The organism is Pseudomonas sp. TCU-HL1, from assembly GCF_001708505.1.
In the GTDB taxonomy this organism is placed as follows: domain Bacteria; phylum Pseudomonadota; class Gammaproteobacteria; order Pseudomonadales; family Pseudomonadaceae; genus Metapseudomonas.
On the sequence record NZ_CP015992.1, the window covers coordinates 964,735 to 983,202 of the forward strand.

At 64.7% G+C, this 18,468-nt stretch carries 20 protein-coding genes; 14 read left to right on the top strand and 6 right to left on the bottom strand.

Annotation, left to right across the window (positions count from 1 at the left end):
• Positions 1–14 precede the first annotated feature (14 nt).
• Positions 15–1,412 (top strand): amidohydrolase family protein, encoded by a 1,398-nt coding sequence (locus THL1_RS04450; protein WP_069082132.1) that lies wholly within the window; start codon positions 15–17, stop codon positions 1,410–1,412.
• Between the two features lie 66 nt (positions 1,413–1,478).
• Positions 1,479–2,312, top strand: coding sequence for a nucleoside-binding protein (locus THL1_RS04455; protein WP_069082133.1), 834 nt, complete (start codon positions 1,479–1,481; stop codon positions 2,310–2,312).
• Positions 2,313–2,486: 174 nt separating this feature from the next.
• Here THL1_RS04455 and THL1_RS04460 read toward each other — a convergent pair whose 3' ends face one another.
• The gene (locus THL1_RS04460; protein WP_145928256.1) at positions 2,487–3,572 is read right to left on the bottom strand and encodes an endonuclease/exonuclease/phosphatase family protein; all 1,086 of its coding nucleotides are present in this window, start codon (positions 3,570–3,572) and stop codon (positions 2,487–2,489) included.
• 88 nt (positions 3,573–3,660) lie between these two features.
• On the opposite strand from THL1_RS04460, the gene THL1_RS04465 reads away from it, so the two are divergent.
• Together THL1_RS04465 and THL1_RS04470 are read left to right on the top strand one after the other, a co-directional pair.
• Positions 3,661–3,909 carry a CDGSH iron-sulfur domain-containing protein gene (locus tag THL1_RS04465; RefSeq protein ID WP_069082134.1) on the top strand — a complete coding sequence of 83 codons (249 nt, stop codon included), beginning with the start codon at positions 3,661–3,663 and terminating at the stop codon, positions 3,907–3,909.
• Positions 3,910–3,962: 53 nt separating this feature from the next.
• On the top strand, positions 3,963–4,202 hold the full coding sequence (locus THL1_RS04470) for a hypothetical protein (RefSeq protein WP_237234770.1): 240 nt from the start codon (positions 3,963–3,965) through the stop codon (positions 4,200–4,202).
• Here THL1_RS04470 and THL1_RS04475 read toward each other — a convergent pair.
• The 4 genes from THL1_RS04475 to THL1_RS04490 all read right to left on the bottom strand — a co-directional run bounded on the left by THL1_RS04475 (position 4,196) and on the right by THL1_RS04490 (position 7,049).
• Positions 4,196–4,633, bottom strand: coding sequence for a VOC family protein (locus THL1_RS04475; protein WP_069082136.1), 438 nt, complete (start codon positions 4,631–4,633; stop codon positions 4,196–4,198). The two genes, THL1_RS04470 and THL1_RS04475, sit on opposite strands and share 7 nt — an antisense overlap.
• A 103-nt stretch (positions 4,634–4,736) precedes the next feature.
• The gene (locus THL1_RS04480) at positions 4,737–5,399 is read right to left on the bottom strand and encodes a YciC family protein (RefSeq protein ID WP_069082137.1); all 663 of its coding nucleotides are present in this window, start codon (positions 5,397–5,399) and stop codon (positions 4,737–4,739) included.
• Positions 5,400–5,594: 195 nt separating this feature from the next.
• Positions 5,595–6,320, bottom strand: a complete 726-nt coding sequence (locus THL1_RS04485) for a transporter substrate-binding domain-containing protein (protein WP_069082138.1) — start codon at positions 6,318–6,320, stop codon at positions 5,595–5,597.
• Between the two features lie 162 nt (positions 6,321–6,482).
• Positions 6,483–7,049, bottom strand: a complete 567-nt coding sequence (locus THL1_RS04490; protein ID WP_069082139.1) for a cysteine hydrolase family protein — start codon at positions 7,047–7,049, stop codon at positions 6,483–6,485.
• Between the two features lie 84 nt (positions 7,050–7,133).
• Here THL1_RS04490 and THL1_RS04495 point away from each other — a divergent pair, with 84 nt between their 5' ends.
• Together THL1_RS04495 and THL1_RS04500 are read left to right on the top strand one after the other, a co-directional pair.
• Positions 7,134–7,613, top strand: a complete 480-nt coding sequence (locus tag THL1_RS04495) for an NYN domain-containing protein (protein WP_069082140.1) — start codon at positions 7,134–7,136, stop codon at positions 7,611–7,613.
• Between the two features lie 24 nt (positions 7,614–7,637).
• Positions 7,638–8,249 carry a 3'-5' exonuclease gene (locus THL1_RS04500; RefSeq protein ID WP_069082141.1) on the top strand — a complete coding sequence of 204 codons (612 nt, stop codon included), beginning with the start codon at positions 7,638–7,640 and terminating at the stop codon, positions 8,247–8,249.
• 51 nt (positions 8,250–8,300) lie between these two features.
• Here THL1_RS04500 and THL1_RS04505 read toward each other — a convergent pair whose 3' ends face one another.
• Entirely contained in the window at positions 8,301–8,777 is a 477-nt protein-coding gene (locus THL1_RS04505; RefSeq protein WP_069086405.1) for an Lrp/AsnC family transcriptional regulator, read from the bottom strand.
• A 162-nt stretch (positions 8,778–8,939) separates the two neighbouring features.
• Here THL1_RS04505 and yedA point away from each other — a divergent pair, with 162 nt between their 5' ends.
• From yedA to THL1_RS04545, 8 genes are all read left to right on the top strand, one after another.
• Positions 8,940–9,866, top strand: coding sequence for a drug/metabolite exporter YedA (gene yedA, locus THL1_RS04510; RefSeq protein ID WP_069082142.1), 927 nt, complete (start codon positions 8,940–8,942; stop codon positions 9,864–9,866).
• Positions 9,867–9,927: 61 nt separating this feature from the next.
• Positions 9,928–11,256 carry a DEAD/DEAH box helicase gene (locus THL1_RS04515; protein WP_069082143.1) on the top strand — a complete coding sequence of 443 codons (1,329 nt, stop codon included), beginning with the start codon at positions 9,928–9,930 and terminating at the stop codon, positions 11,254–11,256.
• Positions 11,257–11,464: 208 nt separating this feature from the next.
• On the top strand, positions 11,465–12,289 hold the full coding sequence (locus tag THL1_RS04520) for a response regulator transcription factor (RefSeq protein WP_069082144.1): 825 nt from the start codon (positions 11,465–11,467) through the stop codon (positions 12,287–12,289).
• Between the two features lie 462 nt (positions 12,290–12,751).
• A complete protein-coding gene (locus THL1_RS04525) occupies positions 12,752–13,870 on the top strand; it encodes an ABC transporter ATP-binding protein (RefSeq protein WP_069086406.1) in 1,119 nt (372 codons plus the stop codon).
• Positions 13,871–13,944: 74 nt separating this feature from the next.
• Complete coding sequence (locus tag THL1_RS04530) at positions 13,945–15,090, top strand: ABC transporter substrate-binding protein (RefSeq protein ID WP_069082145.1); 1,146 nt, start codon at positions 13,945–13,947, stop codon at positions 15,088–15,090.
• Positions 15,091–15,179: 89 nt separating this feature from the next.
• On the top strand, positions 15,180–16,091 hold the full coding sequence (locus THL1_RS04535; RefSeq protein ID WP_069082146.1) for an ABC transporter permease: 912 nt from the start codon (positions 15,180–15,182) through the stop codon (positions 16,089–16,091).
• Positions 16,091–16,903 carry an ABC transporter permease gene (locus tag THL1_RS04540; protein ID WP_069082147.1) on the top strand — a complete coding sequence of 271 codons (813 nt, stop codon included), beginning with the start codon at positions 16,091–16,093 and terminating at the stop codon, positions 16,901–16,903. Before THL1_RS04535 ends, THL1_RS04540 begins: the two co-directional genes overlap by 1 nt.
• Positions 16,904–16,922: 19 nt before the next feature.
• The gene (locus tag THL1_RS04545; RefSeq protein ID WP_069082148.1) at positions 16,923–18,389 is read left to right on the top strand and encodes an aldehyde dehydrogenase family protein; all 1,467 of its coding nucleotides are present in this window, start codon (positions 16,923–16,925) and stop codon (positions 18,387–18,389) included.
• The last annotated feature ends 79 nt before the right edge of the window (positions 18,390–18,468 follow it).

Genomic DNA, 18,468 nt, shown 5'->3' on the forward strand with positions numbered 1-18,468 from the left:
CAAAGGACAGGATCATGAAACTACGACAGAACATCCTGGTGAAGAACCCGGTTGCGGTCATGACGGGCCGCCGGGGCTCACTCGCCCGCGCCGGGCAAGTGGATATACGCATCAGCGACGGCCTGATCCACGAGATGGGGAGCGACCTAGTCGCCCATCCCGGGGAGCGAGTGATCGATGCTTCCGACTGTGTGGTCTACCCCGGATGGGTGAACACCCACCACCATCTGGTTCAGAACCTGCTCAAGGCCGTGCCTGCGGGGCTGAATCAGGGGCTGGAGGAGTGGTTGGCCAGCGTGCCCTATCCGCGACTGGCGCGCTTCACTCCAGAGCTGGTGCGCATCGCCGCAAGGTTGGGCATGGCCGAACTGCTGCTATCCGGTGTGACGACCTGCGCCGATCACCACTACCTGTACCACGCTGGCGGAAGCACTGAATCCGGGGACGTGCTGTTCGATGTCGCCGAAGAGTTCGGCATGCGCTTCGTGCTGTGTCGCGGTGGCGCCCTGGAGTCGGCCGCGTCCCACCCCGGGCTCTCCCGGACGGCGCTGAAGCCGGAGAGCCTCGACGCCATGCTCGGTGACGTCGAGCGGCTCAAGGCGCGATACCACCAGAGCGCTTCGGATGCCATGCGCCGCGTGGTGATCGCGCCGACCACGCCGACCTTCTCCCTGCCGCCGGGCTTGCTCGGAGAACTGGCGCATGCGGCGCGCAGCATGGACCTGCGCCTGCATTCTCACTTGTCCGAAACGCAGAACTACGTGCGCTTCTGCCGGGAGAAGTACAACTGCCTGCCGGTGGAGTTCGTTGCCGAACACGAGTGGCTGGGGCCCGACGTGTGGTTCGCCCATATGGTGCATCTGCAGCCCTCGGAAATTCGCCTGCTGGCGCAGACCGGAACCGGTGTCTCGCATTGCCCGGTGAGCAACAGCAGGCTGGGCAGCGGAGTCGCACCGATACCACAGATGGCGGCGGCAGGAGTCCCGATCTCGCTGGGCGTCGATGGTGTTGCGTCCAACGAATCCGGCAGCATGACCAACGAGGTGAACACCGCCTGGCTGCTTCATCGCGCCACGCAAGGCGCTTCAGCGACCGAAGCCGAAGATGTCATCCATTGGGCAAGCGCTGGCGGTTCGCAGGTACTGGGGCTGGGAGCGGTTGGCTCGTTGGAGGTCGGCCAGGCAGCGGACCTGGTGCTGTACGACATCAACCATCCCCGTTTCTTCGGCTTCCATGATGTGGCCTTGGCTCCAGTGGTAGCGGGTGAGCCCATCGCCGTGCGCTACAGCATCATCAGTGGCTGTGTGGTGGTGGATAGGGGCGTGATTCCCGGGCTGGACCTGGCGCGCCTGCGCAGCGATGCGCGGGACGGCGTGCAGCAGTTGCTGATCGAGTTGGACAACGCAGGTTAACGACACGGCGATTGTCCCTCCGCTCGGCTGAGCGGGCAGTCGCCCATGAACAGGCTGACAATAACAATGAAATGGAAAATACACGGCACAGCAGCGGTTCTGGCAATGTTGAGCATGGGGCCGGCATCCGCCCTCGAGTGGATGAACAACAGCGTCGGCTTCCGCTACGGACGGGAATTCACCAACCCGAAGAACCCAGCCTCCATATCCAAGCGGATCTACAGCTTCACCCACGCCGATGGATACCGCTATGGCAGCAACTTCCTCAATCTCGACGTGCTCCTGTCCGATAGCAACGACCCACGAAAGGGCACCGATCATGGCAGTAGCGAGGTCTATGCTGTCTATCGGCACCAGCTGTGGTCCTCGCGTGTGTTCGACCTGCCCCAGGGCTCGGGCCTTATCAAGGACTACGCACTGACCTTGGGCTTCGATGCCAACCGGAACAACAACCGAGCTTCCTCGAACAAGCGCGCCATCGTGTTCGGTCCCACATTGAAGTTCAACACCGTCGGCGTGCTGGACTTCAGCCTGCTGTACTACCGCGAACACAATCAGACCGGTATCCCCGGAGCCCGCCACGAGGAACTGACGTTCGACGGTACCTACAACCTCAACCTGACGTGGCTGCGACCTTTCCAGGTCGGCAATCATGCGGCCAAGTTCCAGGGTTTCATCAACCACATCGGTGAGAAAGGCAAGGATTACAACGACAACGACACTGCTGCCGATACCTTGATGCGTACCTCGCTGTTGTTCGCGGCCCGCCCGGGCAAGAACGTCAAGCCCAATGCCTGGTTCGGCGTGGGCTACGAGTACTGGCACAACAAGTTCGGCGTCGATGGTGGGCGAGGCAGCCGAACGTCAACCCCTACGATCAACATGGAAATCACCTTTTGAGTGATTCGCCTTCAGCGCCCATGGGCGTTGAAGGCGCTTTCATCGTCGGTCCATGGCGTCGATTAAAAAAACAGGCACCCGATCAATGTCGCCCCACCTCCGGGTGCGCGGCGACCCTGGCCGGACTACGTGAGTCATAACGACCTCTGCCCGAACGGCCAGGGGCGAACGGCTTCAATGCCCCGAAGGCAAAAAGAACCTCGCCGTCAGCGGCAGGTGATCGGAGATGCGCAGTGTATCGCTCTGCCGCACGCGCGCCTCGATGCGCGTCAGGCTGGGGCTGTGGAACACGTAGTCCAGGGTTCGGTCAGGGCCTTTCACCCGCGGGTCGTTGGGGTAGTGGGTGAACCACTGCGCCTGCTGCGCACCGCTGGCTTCCTCGACGCTGGGAATCATCGGGTACTGGCTCCAGAGCGCTTTCAGCTCGCTGTCGCGGACATAGGGACGGCGCAGGGCTTCCGGTAGGCGTTCGTACTGGCCGGGTGGCAGTTGGTTGAGGTCGCCGGCCAGCACCCAGGGCACGCTTTCGGCCTCAAGCTGATCGAGCAGGCCGCGTGTCATGGCGACCTGTCGCTGGAGGGTTTCCGGCGTATCGGTCAGGACATCCAGATGGGTGTTGATGGCTGCCAGGCGACCGCCACCGCGAATCGGCAGGTAGCTCACCAGCAGGGCGTGCCTCTTGTCGAACTGGCGGCTGAGCGGGTCGTTGTCCGCAAGGGGGAGTTGCACGCGCTCGGCGCGCTCGATGCGGAAGCGGCTGAGGGTGGCGAGCTTCATGCCGACGCTGCCGAAAATGTGGGGCTGGGGCACGAAGGCAGCCTTCCAGTAGAAGGCCTGGCTGGCACAGGGATAAAGGTCGGTCAGGCGCTCCTGGAGCAGCGCCAACTGGTCCTGGTAGTCGGTGGCGCGGGCGCCTTCGTGCAGCTCCTGGAGGTTGATGATATCCGGCTGTTCTTCGCGTATCACCCGCACGACCTCGTCCAGGCTGTAGGCCAGGTCTTCTGCCGTGGGGCGCTCGTCGGGGCCTTCGCCGTCGGGCAGGTCGTAATAGAAGACGTAACGCTTGCCGGCCAGGTACTGCAGGTTCCAGGTCATCACCTTGAGCGCCTGGCCCGGCTGCAATTGTGGCGCTTCGGCCTGACAGGCGAGGGCGGCCGGTTCGCGGGCAGCGGGGTGCCAGGTCAGTGCGTAGATCAGGGCGATCAGGCCAACGGCGAGGACTGACAGGCTGAGCAGGGCGAAACGCAGGACTCGGGGCATCGGCAAAGGCAGGGAACTATGCTGGAAGAGGGCGAGCATACCCGAGCGGCCGCTGCGGCCCAAGACAGGCACACCCGGGAGGCATACCGTGACCAGTGAAGCGATAATCGCCCAGAAGGGCCCCTACGACGTGGAGGTGTTGGCCGGCCAGGATTACTTCTGGTGCCGTTGCGGTCGCAGCCAGCAGCAACCCTTCTGCGATGGGTCGCACAAGGGCACCGGCCTGGTTCCACTGAAGTTTCATGCAGAGGTCAGCGAAACTCTGTATTTCTGTGGCTGCAAACATAGTCATACGCCACCGCTCTGCGATGGCACTCATCACCAATTGCCCGACTGATCCAGGAGCCAGCATGCCGCTGGGTGCAGTCCTCTGGTCATTGCTGGCTGCACTTGCTCGCCCCGTGCCTTGTGCTTGGCTCGTCCTATTTCAAACCCTTCAATTCGGACAAGTCGCTGTGCAAGGTTGGTGTCAGCAGCGAGGGGCAATTGCTGGAAATGCTGCGCCGAAAGCGCTTGCAACAGCGGCCCCTGCAGGCCCAGCGCCACGCCATCGCGCAAGCGCTGGACCAGATGATCGACGAGGGCTGGGTGCTGGACGCCGCGCGGCGTTATCGCCCCGGCGCTCAGTGAGCGTGGGGCTCGACGTAGAGCTCGTAACTCTGGTCCAGCGTCATGTCCCAGAAGGCTGCTTCGATCTTGTGGCCATCCAGGTCGCGAATGAAGCAACCGTAATAGGGCTCGCCGTATTCCAGTCGCGGGCCGGGCTCGCCATCGCCCTGGCCGCCGGCATCCAGCGCCGCCTCGAAGAAGGCGAGCACCGCGTCCTTGCTGGCTGCGAAGAAGCCGATGTGAGTGCCGTTGCCGACGCTGGCCGGGCGGCCGTCGATGGGCTTCTGCACCCAGAATTCCGGGTATTCGCGGCCGTAGGCCACGGCGCCGGGGTGTTCCATGATGCGTTTGCAGCCCAGGGTGGGCAGGACCTTGTCGTAGAAGGCGACGGCGCGCTCGAAGTCGTTGGTGCCCAATGAGATGTGGGACAGGATGCTGGGGTTCTCAGCCATGGGGAGTCCTCCTTGAGTGACCCAAATAGCCTAGCAGCCTGCCGGAAAACCACTGCCCCTCCTTTCCATGGGGAGGTTCCAGGAGGTTACCCGTGGCCGCGCATCACTGCTCGGTTTCCCGCTCCGTGACCAGGGTGAACATCCGGTACAGGGCAATGCTGACGAACAGCTGGAAGAAGCTGTTGACGCTCTCCAGCACCACGGTGCCCACCGGGTCGGGGTTTTCACCCAGTTCGCGGTAGGCGAACCAGTCCACCAGCCAGATCGGGCCCATCACCAGCAGTACGCAGGCCAGAATGGTCCAGAAATGTCCCCGGGTCAGCGCGAAGCTTTCCTTGACGGCATCCAGCGGCGACTTGCCCTCCAGTACCAGCATGTATTCGGCGAAGGCCAGTTTGATCATCACGTAGAGGCCAGGAAGGATCAGCATCCAGGCACCGACCATGATCAGCAGGGTGCTGATAGCGGCCAGCACGGCGAAGGAGGGCCAGCGGAACAAGGCCATCTCCAGTACCTGCCTGGGCTTGAGGCGGACGCTGTGGCTGCGGCTGTCGACGAAAATGATCAGCGCGCCGACGTAGACGGGATAGAACAGCATGCTGACGACGATGGATGGCCCCTGGGATTTGTCCGGGCCGAGCCAAGCGATCAGGCCCTGTTGGGAAATGGCCTCGATCAGGATCGCCGGCAGGCAGAGCAAGGCGATTTCGCCGGCGTTGCGGGAGAAGAAGTACCAGGAGGCGCGCAGCAGCTCGAATGGATTCATCAGCGGGCATTCACATCTTCAGGGCAGTCAGTCCTGCCCACTTTAGCCCAAGCCGGGGCCGCCTCCAAAGGCCACCTCAGACGGAACGATAGTGCAGGACCCGATTCGGCAGCGTTGGCAGCAGGCGCGCGAGATCGGAGGTAGCCACCTCCAGCGTGTGCTCCGGCGGGCCGGGGGAATAGATCAGGTAGTCGCTCAGGGTGGGCTGAGGTCATCGAGTCCAGCCTCGTGCAGGACCTCCTGCTCGATCTCCCGCAAGCGGCCTGTCTGCGCCATGTGCTGCAGCACCTCCTCCAGGCGCGGCGCCAGATCGCGGTGACGCGGGTTGAGGTAGTGGTGCATGGAGAAGCGTTCCAGCACCGGGTGCAGGGGCTGGATACCGCGCATGCCTCTCTGGCGCAGGATGCACATGCCCGAGTAGTAATCTTCCACGTGCACGTCCACGCGTCCGCCGGCCAGCTTGCGCATGCCATTCTCCACCCCGTTTGAAGGCGACAGGCGAACGCCCTTCAGGCGCAGCTCCAAGGCCGCCTTGCCGCGCTCGAAGCCCACCAGATAGGGCTTGAGGCTGGACCAGCCGCGTAGCGCCAGCGGGCGGTTGGCGAAGGCCACCGCGTACGACTCGAACAGGGGCGTGCGAATCAGCAGCAGGTCGCTGCGCTGTTCGGCGATCAGGCTGGTGCGGCACAACTCGCCGTCGTTCATCCCGCGCTCGGCGTATTGCAGGGCGCGGGCAGCCGGCGCGGCGCGGGTTTCGATGCCGATACCCAGTTCGCCATAGGCTTCCACCAGGATGCGCTGGCAGATCCGGAACAGTGGCAGGCCCTGGTCGGGAAAGGCGCTGAACACCAGGCGTGCCTCGGACTGGCAGGGGGCGGAAAGCAGCAGCAGGGCAAGCAGGCAACATCCGTGAGCGCGCATTGCACATTCGTCTGGGGCACGGTCTGCGCTGGAGTGACTGCCAGACGGCGCCGCCTGCCATGGCGGGCGCCTTGCTCCCTGCAACAGACCTATACGGTGGGTCTCGGCGTCTTCCCCGTTCTGAATGCTCGCGGGGTTAGCTGGAACTATAGACGCCCGTGGTCAGAGCGTTGACCAGGCGGCCAGCAGTTCGTCTGCCAGCAGCACCTGGGCATATTCGCCCTGCAGGTTGGCCATGGCCATGTCATGCACCTCTTCGGCGCTGCGCGGCCGGCCGGCAAAGTCAGCCTTGGCGAAGGTGTAGCAGGCATCCGCCACGACCCGCGTGACGAAGCCCAGGTTGCCGGCGCTGCGCGCCGTGGCTTCCACGGAGTTTTCACTGGCCACGCCGACGATCACCACTGAGGCGATGTCGCGCACCCGCAGCCAGCGCTCCAGGCCGCTGTTGATGAAGGCATCGGGGACGTTCTTCTCCAGCACCTGCTCGCCTTCCCGTGGCGCGAGTTCCGGCTGGAACAGGGCGCCGGGCTGGCCGGGGGCGAACACCGAATCCGGCTCGCGGGAGATGTGGCGGATATGCACCAACGGCCAGCGGGCCTGGCGCCAGTGGTCGAGGAGGACGCCGATACGGCGCTCGGCGTCGGGGTTGTTGCGCGGCCGGTCCAGGCGCTGGATGCCTTGCTGCTGATCGATGATCAGCAGGGCACCCGGTGCGTTCTGCAAGGTCATATCCACTTTCCACTCCCTGAGGCTGGCATACTGGCCGCAATCTACCCTTATCGAGTCGCCGCCAGCCAGCCGCGAGGAGCCGCGTTGAAGAACATCGCAGTATTCGCCGACGTGCAGAACCTCTACTACACGGTGCGCCACACTTATGGCTGCCATTTCAACTATGGCGCCTTCTGGCAGGGCATTCAGGCCGAAGGCCAGATCGTCGAAGCCAACGCCTATGCCATCGATCGTGGTGACCCGAAGCAGCAGCAGTTCCAGCAGATCCTGCGCAACCTGGGGTTCACGGTGAAGCTCAAACCCTTCATCCAGCGCAGCGACGGCTCCGCCAAGGGTGACTGGGATGTCGGCATCACCATCGACGTGCTCGACGCCGCTCCCCGCGTGGATCTGATTGTGCTGGCCTCTGGCGATGGTGACTTCGACCTGTTGCTGGAGCGGGTGGCCCAGGCCCATGGCGTGGAAACCCTGGTTTACGGCGTGCCCGGCCTGACCGCCCAATCGCTGATCCGGGCCGCCAGCCGCTATCAACCTATCGAAGGCAGCCTGTTGCTGCGCAATTGAGCTTGCCCCAACCTGGAATCATCCGTGGACCCCATAGCTGTCATTGACTTCGAAACTACCGGCGTCATGCCCGGACCCGCTTGCCGCGCCACCGAGATTGGCATCGTCATCCTGGAGGGCGGGCGCATCGTCGACCGCTACCAGAGCCTGATGAACGCCGGCATCCCGGTGCCCTCCTTCATCCAGGGCCTCACCGGGATCACCACCGCCATGCTGCGTGACGCGCCGCCGGTGGCGCAGGTGATGGGCGAGGCCGCCGACTTCATTGGTGACCTGCCGCTGCTGGCGCACAACGCGTCCTTCGACCAGAAGTTCTGGGATTTCGAACTGGCCCGCATCGGGCGCTCCCGTCGCCAGCCGTTCGCCTGCTCGCTGCTGCTCGCCCGGCGCCTACTGCCGGAGGCGCCCAGCCACAAGCTCGGCAACCTCGACACGTGGGCGTGCCTGCCCAACACCGGCAAGGCCCACCGCGCCCTGGCCGACGCCGAGATGGCCGCCAACCTCACCCGGCACCTGGCTGGCTGCCTGCGTGACAAGCACGGGATCGGCGAGGTATCGCACAAGCTCTTCTGCAGCCTGCAGAAGGTCCCGGCGGCGAAGATTCCCGAAGCGCTCAGGCGGCATCGGGAGGGCTGAGCGCCCTGTAGGTTGGTCCGGGCGCAGCGAGGCCCAACCTACACGAGCGAATCAGCCTTTTGCCGTACGAAGGGTTTCGACCTTGCCGCGCTCCTGCAGCACGTCCGGAATCCTCTGCTCGAAGGGCGTCGACAGGATCAGTGAGGTCTTGGTCGCACCGAACTTGCCGATCTGGTCGATCAGGTCCTGCAATTCCGGCATCGACGCCACGGCGGCCTTGATCAACAGGCAGGCATCGCCGGTGACGCGGTGGCAAAGGGTCAGTTGCGGGATCATCTCCAGGGCTTCCTGGGTGCGCTTGTAGTCGCGGTCGGTAATGCGCAGCTCGATCACGCATTCGATGGGCAGGCCCACCTTCGCCAGATCCACGCTGGCGTGGTAGCCCGTGACGATACCGGCGGCTTCCAGCTTGGCCACCCGGTCGGCCACTGCCGGGGGTGACAGGTTGACCCGGCGCGCCAGGTCGGCGAAGGATGCGCGGCCATTCTCGATAAGGGCTGCCAGCAGCAGGCGGTCGTACTTGTCCACAGGGACCTCCGAAATCAGCATCTGTCGAATCCAAGCTGGAAACACATCAATTCAGTGGTTTCCAAGGTTTGGTTGGCGATCAAGCTGGTTTTGATCCTTATTTGCCCCTTATCGCCTTTCATAGAATAGACACCTCATTCCTGCCCGTGTCGAGTTCCGATCATGCCTGCGCGTCGCTTTCCGCTCCTGCTCATAGGAGCCTTCATCGCTCTGTACCTGATCTGGGGTTCCACCTACCTGGCGATCCGCATCGGCGTCGAATCCTGGCCGCCGCTGCTGATGGCCAGCGTCCGTTTCGTGGTGGCCGGTGCCCTGATGTACGGCTTCCTGCGCTGGCGCGGGGTGCCCAACCCGACCTGGCAGGAATGGAAGGCCGCCGCCGCCATCGGCTTCCTGTTGCTCAGCTGCGGCAACGGCGGCGTCACCCTGGCCGAAGACCTGGGGGTGGCGTCTGGCGTGGCGGCTCTGGCGGTGGCCACGGTGCCGCTGTTCGCCCTACTGTTCGGGCTGATCTGGGGCCAGCGCACCACGCGCCTGGAGTGGGCCGGCATCCTGCTCGGGCTGGTGGGTATCGGCCTGCTCAACCTTGGCTCCAACCTCCAGGCCAGCCCCCTGGGGGCCGTGCTGATCATCTTCGCCGCGGCGGCCTGGTCCTTTGGCTCCATGTGGAGCAAAAGCCTCAAGCTGCCCGCCGGCCCCATGGCCAGTGCAGTGGAAATGCTCGCCGGCGGGTTCGCCCTGCTGGCCGGCAGCCTGCTCAGCGGCGAGCGCATGGTCGCCGCGCCCACCGCCGCCGGTTGGGGAGCGTTGGCCTACCTGATCGTGTTCGGCTCCATCATCGCCTTCAGTTCCTACCTCTACCTGCTGAAGAACGTCCGTCCTGCGGCAGCCACCAGCTACGCCTACGTCAACCCGGTGGTGGCGGTGCTGCTGGGCATCGGCTTTGCCGGCGAAACCATCGGCATCGAAGAGGGCCTGGCGATGCTGGTGATCATCGGCGCCGTGGTGCTGATTGGCCTGCCGCAATGGCGCGAGCGCAAGGACGCGAAGGTGCAGAAGGCAGAAGGGCTGGAACAGCAGACCAGTTGATCCCGGAGGTGGTGGGCAGCCTGATAGAATTGCGCCTTTTCCGCACACTATGGCTGCCCCCATGACCTTCGCTTCCCTCGGCCTGATCGAACCCCTGCTGCGCGCCACCGAGGCGCTCGGCTACCAGACCCCATCGCCGGTGCAGGCCGAGGCGATTCCCGCCGTCCTCAAGGGGCGCGACCTGATGGCCGCGGCCCAGACCGGCACCGGCAAGACCGCCGGCTTCGCCCTGCCGCTGCTGCAGAAGCTGACCCAGGAAGGCCCGCAGGTCGCCAGCAACTCGGTACGCGCCCTGGTGCTGGTGCCCACCCGCGAGCTGGCCGAACAGGTCAACGAAAGCTTCCGCGTCTACGGCCAGCACCTGCCGCTGCGCAACTACGCGGTCTATGGCGGCGTCAGCATCAACCCGCAGATGATGAAGCTGCGCAAGGGTATCGACGTCCTGGTCGCAACGCCTGGCCGGTTGCTCGACCTCTATCGGCAGAATGCGGTGAAGTTCAACCAGCTCCAGGCGCTGGTGCTGGACGAGGCCGACCGCATGCTCGACCTGGGCTTCGCCCGCGAACTGGACGAGCTCTTCACCGCGCTGCCCAAGCGCCGCCAGACCCTGCTGTTCTCCGCCACCTTCTCCGATGCCATTCGGCAGATGGCCCGCGAGCTGCTGCGCGACCCGCTGTCCATCGAGGTCAGCCCGCGCAATGCCGCCGCCAAGAGCGTGCGCCAGTGGTTGATCCCGGTGGACAAGAAGCGCAAGAGCGAGCTGTTCCAGCACCTGCTGGACGATCGCGGCTGGGGCCAGGTACTGGTCTTCGTCAAGACCCGCAAGGGCGTCGACCAACTGGTGGATGAGCTGCAGGCGCGGGGCGTCAGCGCCGACTCCATCCACGGCGACAAGCCGCAACCCTCGCGCCTGCGTGCTCTGCAGCGCTTCAAGGCCGGCGAAGTACAGATACTGGTGGCCACCGACGTGGCGGCCCGTGGCCTGGACATCGACGACCTGCCGCTGGTGGTCAACTTCGACCTGCCCATCGTGGCCGAGGACTACGTTCACCGTATCGGCCGTACCGGCCGCGCCGGCGCCACCGGCGAGGCGGTGTCCCTGGTCTGTGCCGACGAAGTGCAGTCGCTGTCCGCGATCGAAGTGCTGATCCGCCAGACCCTCCAGCGTCGTGATGAACCGGACTTCATCCCCGATCACCGCGTGCCCGTGACCGACGCCACCGGCCAGATCCTGAAAAAGCCGAAGAAACCGAAAAAGCCCAAGGAGCCCCAGGTCGGCGCCAGCAAGGCGGGCAAGGGGGCGTCGCTGGGCCGCTGGATCGACAGCGAAAAGCCCAAGGTCAAATCGGTGCGCAAGGCACCGGGTTTCGGCAAGGCGAAAAAAGGCTGAACCCGCGCCCAGGCGTCACCGCACTGTGGTGATGGGTGACGCCTGGTGGGGCAATGGGAGCCGTAATGGGGCAGGGTAGGGAGCAGGTACGCCCGTGCCAGAGCGGCCGGCTGGGCAATCAGGATATTGGCGCGCTTCCTGCATTTCTGTGCGAAATGCTGAACGCCTATAGTGATTGAAGCGCAGCCCAACCTCAGGCATTTCCCACATGCGCCACAAGGAACTCAAACACTGGACCTCCGGTGTTGCCCATTTGCTTGCCCAACCCGCCGGCCGGGCGCGTCTGCTCGGCCTCAGCCAGTGGCTGCAGCAGATCTGCCATGTCGACCACTTCGTGCTCTTCGTCTACGAAGGCAATCACCGGCCGCTGGCCCTGTTCGACACCTTCCCGCCGGACAAGCGCCACGTCTACGTCGAGGACTACCAGGTCGGCCCCTATCTGCTCGACCCCTTCTACCTCGCCTGCACCCGCAACCAGGCGCCCGGCCTCTGGCGCTTGCGCCAGTTCGCCCCGGACCACTTCTACCTCGGTGAGTACTACGTCACCTACTACCAGCAGACTGGCCTGACCGAGGAGATCGCCTTTTTCATCGACCTGGCCGACGGTGCCAAGGCGGTGCTCTCGCTGATGCGCAGCACCTGCAGCCCGGCTTACAGCCGTGACGATATGCAACTGCTCGATTGCGCCCAGCCGGTGGTGGAGCAGGTGGTGAACGAAGCCTGGGACCAATGCCGCGCCCATGCACCGCGTCCTTTGCAGGACCTGGACTACAAGATCCGCGAGGCCTTCGACCAGTTCGGCGCCCATGTGCTGACGGCGCGGGAGCAGGAAGTGGTGCAGATGCTCCTGCGTGGCCACTCCAGCGCCTCGGTGGCCGAGCACCTGTCCATCAGCCCCGGCACGGTGAAGATCCACCGCAAGAACCTCTACGCCAAGCTCGGCATCGGCAGCCAATCGGAACTGCTGGGGCTGTTCGTGCGTGAACTGGCGGGCCAGCGGGATGAGCCGGAAGCGCTGCAAAAGGCGGTTTAACCTTATCGCTATTCGCGATTAAAGCGATGCTGATCAATAACCGTACAGTCTTTGCTGGCCCAGCTGCCATCGGCATCCGGCGCGGATGCCCACGAGTTATCCACAACGATTTGCACAGAATTTGTGGGTAGCGGCGACGTCGGGCGAATTCACTGCTGTAGGGGCGAATTCATTCGCCAAGGGCAACGCAGTTGCCCCATGGAATCTGGCGAGGCACGCCTTCGGCCTGCTTGGCGATTGAAATCGCCCCTACAATGGGCATCTGAGGCTGCTCAAATTTCAACCACCTTCCGCAATCCCCCGTCCCGCGCAGCCTGCAGCCCATCATCCATAACTTACCCACAGGCTGCTCCACAGTTTCTGTGGAGGGCGCGCCTATCCCCGGAGGGATATATACAGGCGAAAACCGCCATTGCTAGCGTGTTGCCATATGCCAAGAACACCTGGAACAAGGGGCCGGCCGTGAGTGATGCAAGCGAGTGCTTCGATATCGAATTTCGCCATGTGGTCAAACGCTACGGCGCGGTAACGGCGGTCAATGGCCTGAGTTTCAAGGTGCGGCGCGGCGCCTTCCATTCCTTCCTCGGCAGCTCCGGCTGTGGCAAGACCACCACCCTGCGGATGATCGCCGGCTTCGAGCAGCCCAGCGAAGGCGAAGTGCTGCTGGCCGGGCGTTCGGTGGCCGGGGTGCCCGCTCACCAGCGACCGGTGAACATGGTGTTCCAGAGTTATGCACTGTTCCCGCACCTCTCCGTGGCGGAGAACATCGCCTATGGCCTGCGTTACCACCAGCCGCGTCCGGACAGCGCCAAGCAGCGCCGCCTGGCTGACGAAGCGCTGGAGATGGTGCACCTCTCCGGCTTCGGCCAGCGCAAGCCCCATGAGCTCTCCGGCGGCCAGCAGCAGCGGGTGGCCCTGGCCCGTGCACTGGTGAACAAGCCCACGGTGCTGCTGCTGGACGAACCCCTGGCGGCGCTGGACCGCAAGCTGCGCAAGGAGATGCAGTCCGAACTGCTGCGTCTGCAGCGCGAGGTCGGCATCACCTTCGTGCTGGTCACCCATGACCAGGAAGAGGCGCTGTCCATGAGCGACAGCATCAGCGTCATGCAGGACGGACAGATTCTCCAGAGCGCCAGCCCCGAGCAGTTGTACGAAACCCCGGCGAGCCGCTACGTGGCCGACTTCATCGGCGAATCCAACCTGTTCGACGGCACGGTGCGGCATATCGACGGCGGCCGTGTGCTGCTGGAAACCCCCCACGGCCTGAAACTGGCCAGCCCGCAGACGCCCACCGGTCCCGCCCTCAAAGCCTCGGAACCGGGGTGTATCGCCGTGCGCCCGGAGCTGATCGCCATCGGCGCCGGCGAAGAGGCGTTGCCCCGCGAGATCACCCTGCCCGGCGAGGTGGTGGACCGCATCTACCTTGGCAACCTCACGGAATACCGCGTACGCACCGAGCCCTTCGGCATCGTCTGCGTGCGCGTGCCGCGCCACGGCTCGAACGAGCGCTCGGCCTTCGAACATGGGTCGCCGGTACGGATCGGCTGGGATCAGGCCAGTGGACTGGCGATGACCCTTTGATGTCGCTGAGAAGCGGCATCAATCGTTGTACGGAACGGACAAGAACAACCCACCCTCACAGGCAGGTAGCAGCAATGGACCGGAAAGACTTCATCAAGCAACTGCGCAGTTGGCAGAACGGCTCCATCAGCCGTCGCGAGTTCCTTGGCCGTACCGGCCTCGGCGTGGCCATGGCGGTGATGGCCGCGAACATGCCCGGCCTGCTCACCAGCAACCGGGCCTTCGCCGCAGAGAAAGGCGCCATCGGCGACCGTGTGGTCCTGGCCACCTGGCCGAACTATCACAACGCCGAGAACTTCTCCGCCTTCGCCGAGCAGACCGGCGCCCAGATACAGATGAACGTGTTCGGCTCCAACGAGGAAATGCTTGCCAAGCTCCAGGCTGGCGGCAGCGGTTGGGACGTCTTCGTGCCCACCAACTACACCATCAGCACCTACGCCGAACTGGGCCTGATCGAGCCGCTGGACCTGTCGCGCCTGCCCAACTTCGATCCGGCCTCCTATGAAAAGCGCTTCATGGAACAGGGCGTCATCAACGGCAAGACCTATGCGGTACCGAAGAACTGGGGCACCACCGGCTTCGTCTATGACGGCGAGAAGATCAAGGCCAAACCCACCACATGGAAGGAATTCTGGGAGCTGAGCAAAGGCGAGGCCACCGGCCGGGTGATGGTCCATGACTATCAGCTCACGGTGATCGGCAATGCGCTGAAATCCTTTGGCTACAGCTTCAACTCCATCGACCCGAAGGAACTGGCCGATGCCGAGAAGCTGCTGCTGGAGGTCAAGCCGCATCTCTTCGCGATCAACTCCGACTATCAGCCGTCCATGCGCAACGGCGATGCCTGGATGTCCATGTGCTGGACCGGTGACGCCTCGCAGCTGCACCGCGACATGCCGCAGATGACCTACGTGCTGGGTCGTGAGGGCGGCGAGCTGTGGAGCGATTTCTTCGCCATTCCGAAGAGCGCCGAGCGGCCGGATGCGGCCTACGCGCTGATCAACTTCCTGCTCGACCCGCAGGTGAACAAGCGCGAGGTGGAAGCCCACGGCTACCCCACCGGCGACAGGCGCGTGGATGCGCTGCTGCCCAAGGCCATGCTCGACGACCCGATCATGTACCCGGCCGCCGACCTGCTCAGCGCCCTGGAGTTCGGCGCCGCCGCGACCCTGACCAGTCCGGCCCGGGCGGAACTGATGGCGCGCTTCAAGGCGGCTTGATCGGAACGGGGCGGGGGCTACCCTCTCCCCGGCCCTCTCCCTGAAGGGAGAGGGGGAATATGCGAATCGTGCGGACCAAGGAATCCTCCATGAACGTCGCCCTCAGCGCCCCCGCGCTGGCCGATGCGGGCCAGCTCGCGCCGGCGGAAAGCCGCAGCCTCGGCCAGCGTGTCACGCTGCTCCTGCTGTTGCCGTCCACCCTGTGGTTCCTGCTGCTGCTCCTGCTGCCGCTGGTGATCATCCTGGTGTTCAGCCTGGGTGAACGAAGCCCGGTGGGCGGCTACAGCGCGGCCCTGACCCTGGACAACTACCTGAACCTCGGCTCGCGAGCCAAGGCCTTCTACAACACGCTGCTGCTGGCGCCCCTGGGCACCCTGGTATGCCTGGTGGCGGCCTACCCGCTGGCCTACTTCCTGGCGGTGAAAGTGCAGCGCAGTCGCTCGCTGCTGCTGACCTTGGTGATCGTGCCGTTCTGGACCAGCTTCCTGATCCGCACCTACGCCTGGATTTTCATCCTCGGCGGCAAGGGCATCCCGGCGCTGCTGGCCATGGTCGGGATGGAGGATGTGCGGCTGATCAACACCCCGACCGCGGTGCTGATCGGCATCGTCTACGGCTACCTGCCGCTGATGGTGTTCCCCATCTACGTCAGCCTGGAAAAGCTCGACAAGCGCCTGCTGGAAGCCTCGTCGGACCTGGGCGCCAGCGCCTTCGAAACCTTCCGCCGGGTGACCCTGCCGCTTTCGGCCCCCGGCGTCATCACCGGCGCCATGCTGGTGTTCATCCTGCTGATGGGCGAGTTCCTGATTCCGGCGATCCTCGGCGGCGGCAAGGTGTTCTTCGTCGGCAACGCCCTGGTGGACCTGTTCCTGCAATCGCGCAACTGGCCGTTCGGCAGCGCGGTGGCCATGACCCTGGTGGCGATGATGCTGGCGATCATCGCCCTCTACCTGAAACTGGTGGCGCGCTACGGCAAGCGCGGCACGGAGGGGATGCTCTGATGTGGCTGCGCAGTTACTCCACCTCGCTCTACCTGTTCCTCTATGCACCCATTGCGCTGATCGTGCTGTTCTCCTTCAACGCCGGGCGCAGCGGGCTGGCCTTCGAGTGCTGTTCGGTGCAGTGGTTCGGCCGCGCCTTCGGCAACCCCTTCATCATGGAGGCCCTGGGCACCAGCGCGCTGATCGCCCTGTGCTCGGCCCTGATTGCCACGCTGTTCGGCACCCTCGCGGTGTTCGGCCTGCAGCGGGTGGGCAAGCGCGTGCGGATGTTCTTCGACGCCATGACCTACTGCGCCATCATCATCCCCGGCATCGTCATCGGCATCGCCACCCTGATTGCCTTCATCAGCCTGTTCGAGGTGGTCAACCCGCTGCTCGACCTGTTGCTGGGGGCTGGTTTGCCACGCCTGCGCATGGGGTTGTTCACGGTGATCGCGGCGCACTCGCTGTTCACCATGGCACTGGTGATAGTGATCGTCCGTACTCGCGTGGAGTCCCTGGACCAGGCCCTGCTGGAGGCCTCCGCCGACCTCTATGCGCCGCCCCTGGAAACCTTCCGCCGGGTGACCCTGCCGCAGATCGCCCCGGCGATCCTTGCCGGCTTCCTGCTGGCGTTCACCTTCAGCTTCGATGACTTCATCGTCGCGTTCTTCGTCGCCGGCTCGGAAACCACCTTGCCGATCTACATCTTCTCGTCGATCCGCCGGGGCATCACCCCGGAGATCAATGCCATCTCGACGGTGATCATCTGCGTCTCGCTGGCGCTGCTGTTCACCTCCCGCTATCTGCAGAACCGCCGCAGCGGCGCCTGAGCGCCCATGGAGCAAAGCCATGCGTGACCAGCTGTACATCAACGGGCAATGGGTCCGTCCCGATCTGGGTGCCTATTTCGACGTGCTGGACCCCAGTAGCGGCGACCTGATCCAGCGGGTGCCGGCGGCCACCGAAGAAGACATCGACCACGCCGTGCACGCCGCCCGCCAAGCCTTCAACCGGGGCTGGGGGCAGACCAGCGGGGCCGAGCGTGCCACCTGGCTGGACGCCCTGGCCGATGAGCTGGAAAGCCGCCAGGACGCCCTGGCCGTGCTGGAGGTGCGCGACAACGGCAAGCCGCTGCCCGAGGCACAGTGGGACATTGCCGACGCCATCGGCTGCTTCCGCTACTACGCCGAACTGGCGCGGGAGCTGGATAGTCGCCAGGACGAGCCGCTGGTGCTGCCGGACGACCGCTTCAGCTGCCGAATCCGCCATGAGCCGGTGGGCGTGGCCGGGCAGATCATCCCCTGGAACTACCCGCTGCTGATGGCCAGCTGGAAGGTCGCCCCGGCCTTGGCGGCGGGCGCTACCTGCGTGCTCAAACCATCGGAGCTGACGCCGCTGACCGCCCTGGAACTGGCCGGCGCCGCCGAACGTATCGGTTTGCCCTCCGGCGTACTCAACGTGGTGACGGGACTGGGCAGCGAAGCCGGCGGCCCGCTCAGCCAGCACCCCGGTGTGGACAAGCTGGCCTTCACCGGCAGCGTGCCGACGGGGGCGAAGATCATGTCGGCGGCGGCGGCCGACATCAAGAACATCAGCCTGGAGCTGGGCGGCAAGTCGGCGTTCATCGTTTTCGATGACGCCGATGTGGACGCCGCGGTGGAATGGATCATGTTCGGCATTTTCTGGAACCAGGGGCAGGTGTGCAGTGCCACCTCGCGCCTGCTGGTGCAGGAGGGCATCGCCAACCGGTTGATCGAGCGCCTGGTGGAAGAAACCCGGCGCATCAGCATCGGCCCGGGTCTGGAGCGTGGCGTGCTGCTGGGGCCGCTGGTCAGCGCCGGCCAGTATCAGAAGGTCATGGGCATGATCGAACAGGGACGGCAGGAGGCCAGCCTGCTTACCGGCGGCAAGCGTCCGGCGCATGTGTCCCATGGCTACTTCGTCGAACCGGCGGTGTTCGATGAACCCGCCGACAACAGCCGCATCTGGCGCGAGGAAATCTTCGGCCCGGTGCTCTGCGTGAAGCGCTTCAAGACCGAGGCCGACGCCCTGCGCATGGCCAACGACAGCCGCTTCGGCCTGGCCGCTGCGGTGATGAGCGCCGACCTCGACCGCGCCGCGCGAGTGGCCAACGGCTTGCGCGCCGGCATCGTCTGGGTCAACTGCTCGCAGCCCACCTTCACCCAGGCGCCCTGGGGCGGCATGAAGCAGAGCGGTATCGGCCGCGAACTGGGCCGCTGGGGCCTGGACAACTATCTGGAGGTTAAGCAGGTCACCGAGTACCGCAGCACAGAACCGTGGGGGTGGTACCTGTAGGGGCGATTTCAATCGCCATGCAGGCCGGAGGCCTGCCTTGCTGGTTCGCGGGGCTGCTGAGCAGCCCTTGGCGAATGAA

Excerpts from the sequence above, each read along its gene's own strand:
- THL1_RS04450 (WP_069082132.1), top strand. The coding sequence starts at position 15 with ATGAAACTACGACAGAACATCCTGGTGAAGAACCCGGTTGCGGTCATG.
- THL1_RS04455 (WP_069082133.1), top strand. The coding sequence starts at position 1,479 with ATGAAATGGAAAATACACGGCACAGCAGCGGTTCTGGCAATGTTGAGC.
- THL1_RS04460 (WP_145928256.1), bottom strand. The coding sequence starts at position 3,572 with ATGCCCCGAGTCCTGCGTTTCGCCCTGCTCAGCCTGTCAGTCCTCGCC.
- THL1_RS04475 (WP_069082136.1), bottom strand. The coding sequence starts at position 4,633 with ATGGCTGAGAACCCCAGCATCCTGTCCCACATCTCATTGGGCACCAAC.
- THL1_RS04480 (WP_069082137.1), bottom strand. The coding sequence starts at position 5,399 with ATGAATCCATTCGAGCTGCTGCGCGCCTCCTGGTACTTCTTCTCCCGC.
- THL1_RS04485 (WP_069082138.1), bottom strand. The coding sequence starts at position 6,320 with ATGCGCGCTCACGGATGTTGCCTGCTTGCCCTGCTGCTGCTTTCCGCC.
- THL1_RS04490 (WP_069082139.1), bottom strand. The coding sequence starts at position 7,049 with ATGACCTTGCAGAACGCACCGGGTGCCCTGCTGATCATCGATCAGCAG.
- yedA (WP_069082142.1), top strand. The coding sequence starts at position 8,940 with ATGCCTGCGCGTCGCTTTCCGCTCCTGCTCATAGGAGCCTTCATCGCT.
- THL1_RS04515 (WP_069082143.1), top strand. The coding sequence starts at position 9,928 with ATGACCTTCGCTTCCCTCGGCCTGATCGAACCCCTGCTGCGCGCCACC.
- THL1_RS04520 (WP_069082144.1), top strand. The coding sequence starts at position 11,465 with ATGCGCCACAAGGAACTCAAACACTGGACCTCCGGTGTTGCCCATTTG.
- THL1_RS04530 (WP_069082145.1), top strand. The coding sequence starts at position 13,945 with ATGGACCGGAAAGACTTCATCAAGCAACTGCGCAGTTGGCAGAACGGC.
- THL1_RS04535 (WP_069082146.1), top strand. The coding sequence starts at position 15,180 with ATGAACGTCGCCCTCAGCGCCCCCGCGCTGGCCGATGCGGGCCAGCTC.
- THL1_RS04540 (WP_069082147.1), top strand. The coding sequence starts at position 16,091 with ATGTGGCTGCGCAGTTACTCCACCTCGCTCTACCTGTTCCTCTATGCA.
- THL1_RS04545 (WP_069082148.1), top strand. The coding sequence starts at position 16,923 with ATGCGTGACCAGCTGTACATCAACGGGCAATGGGTCCGTCCCGATCTG.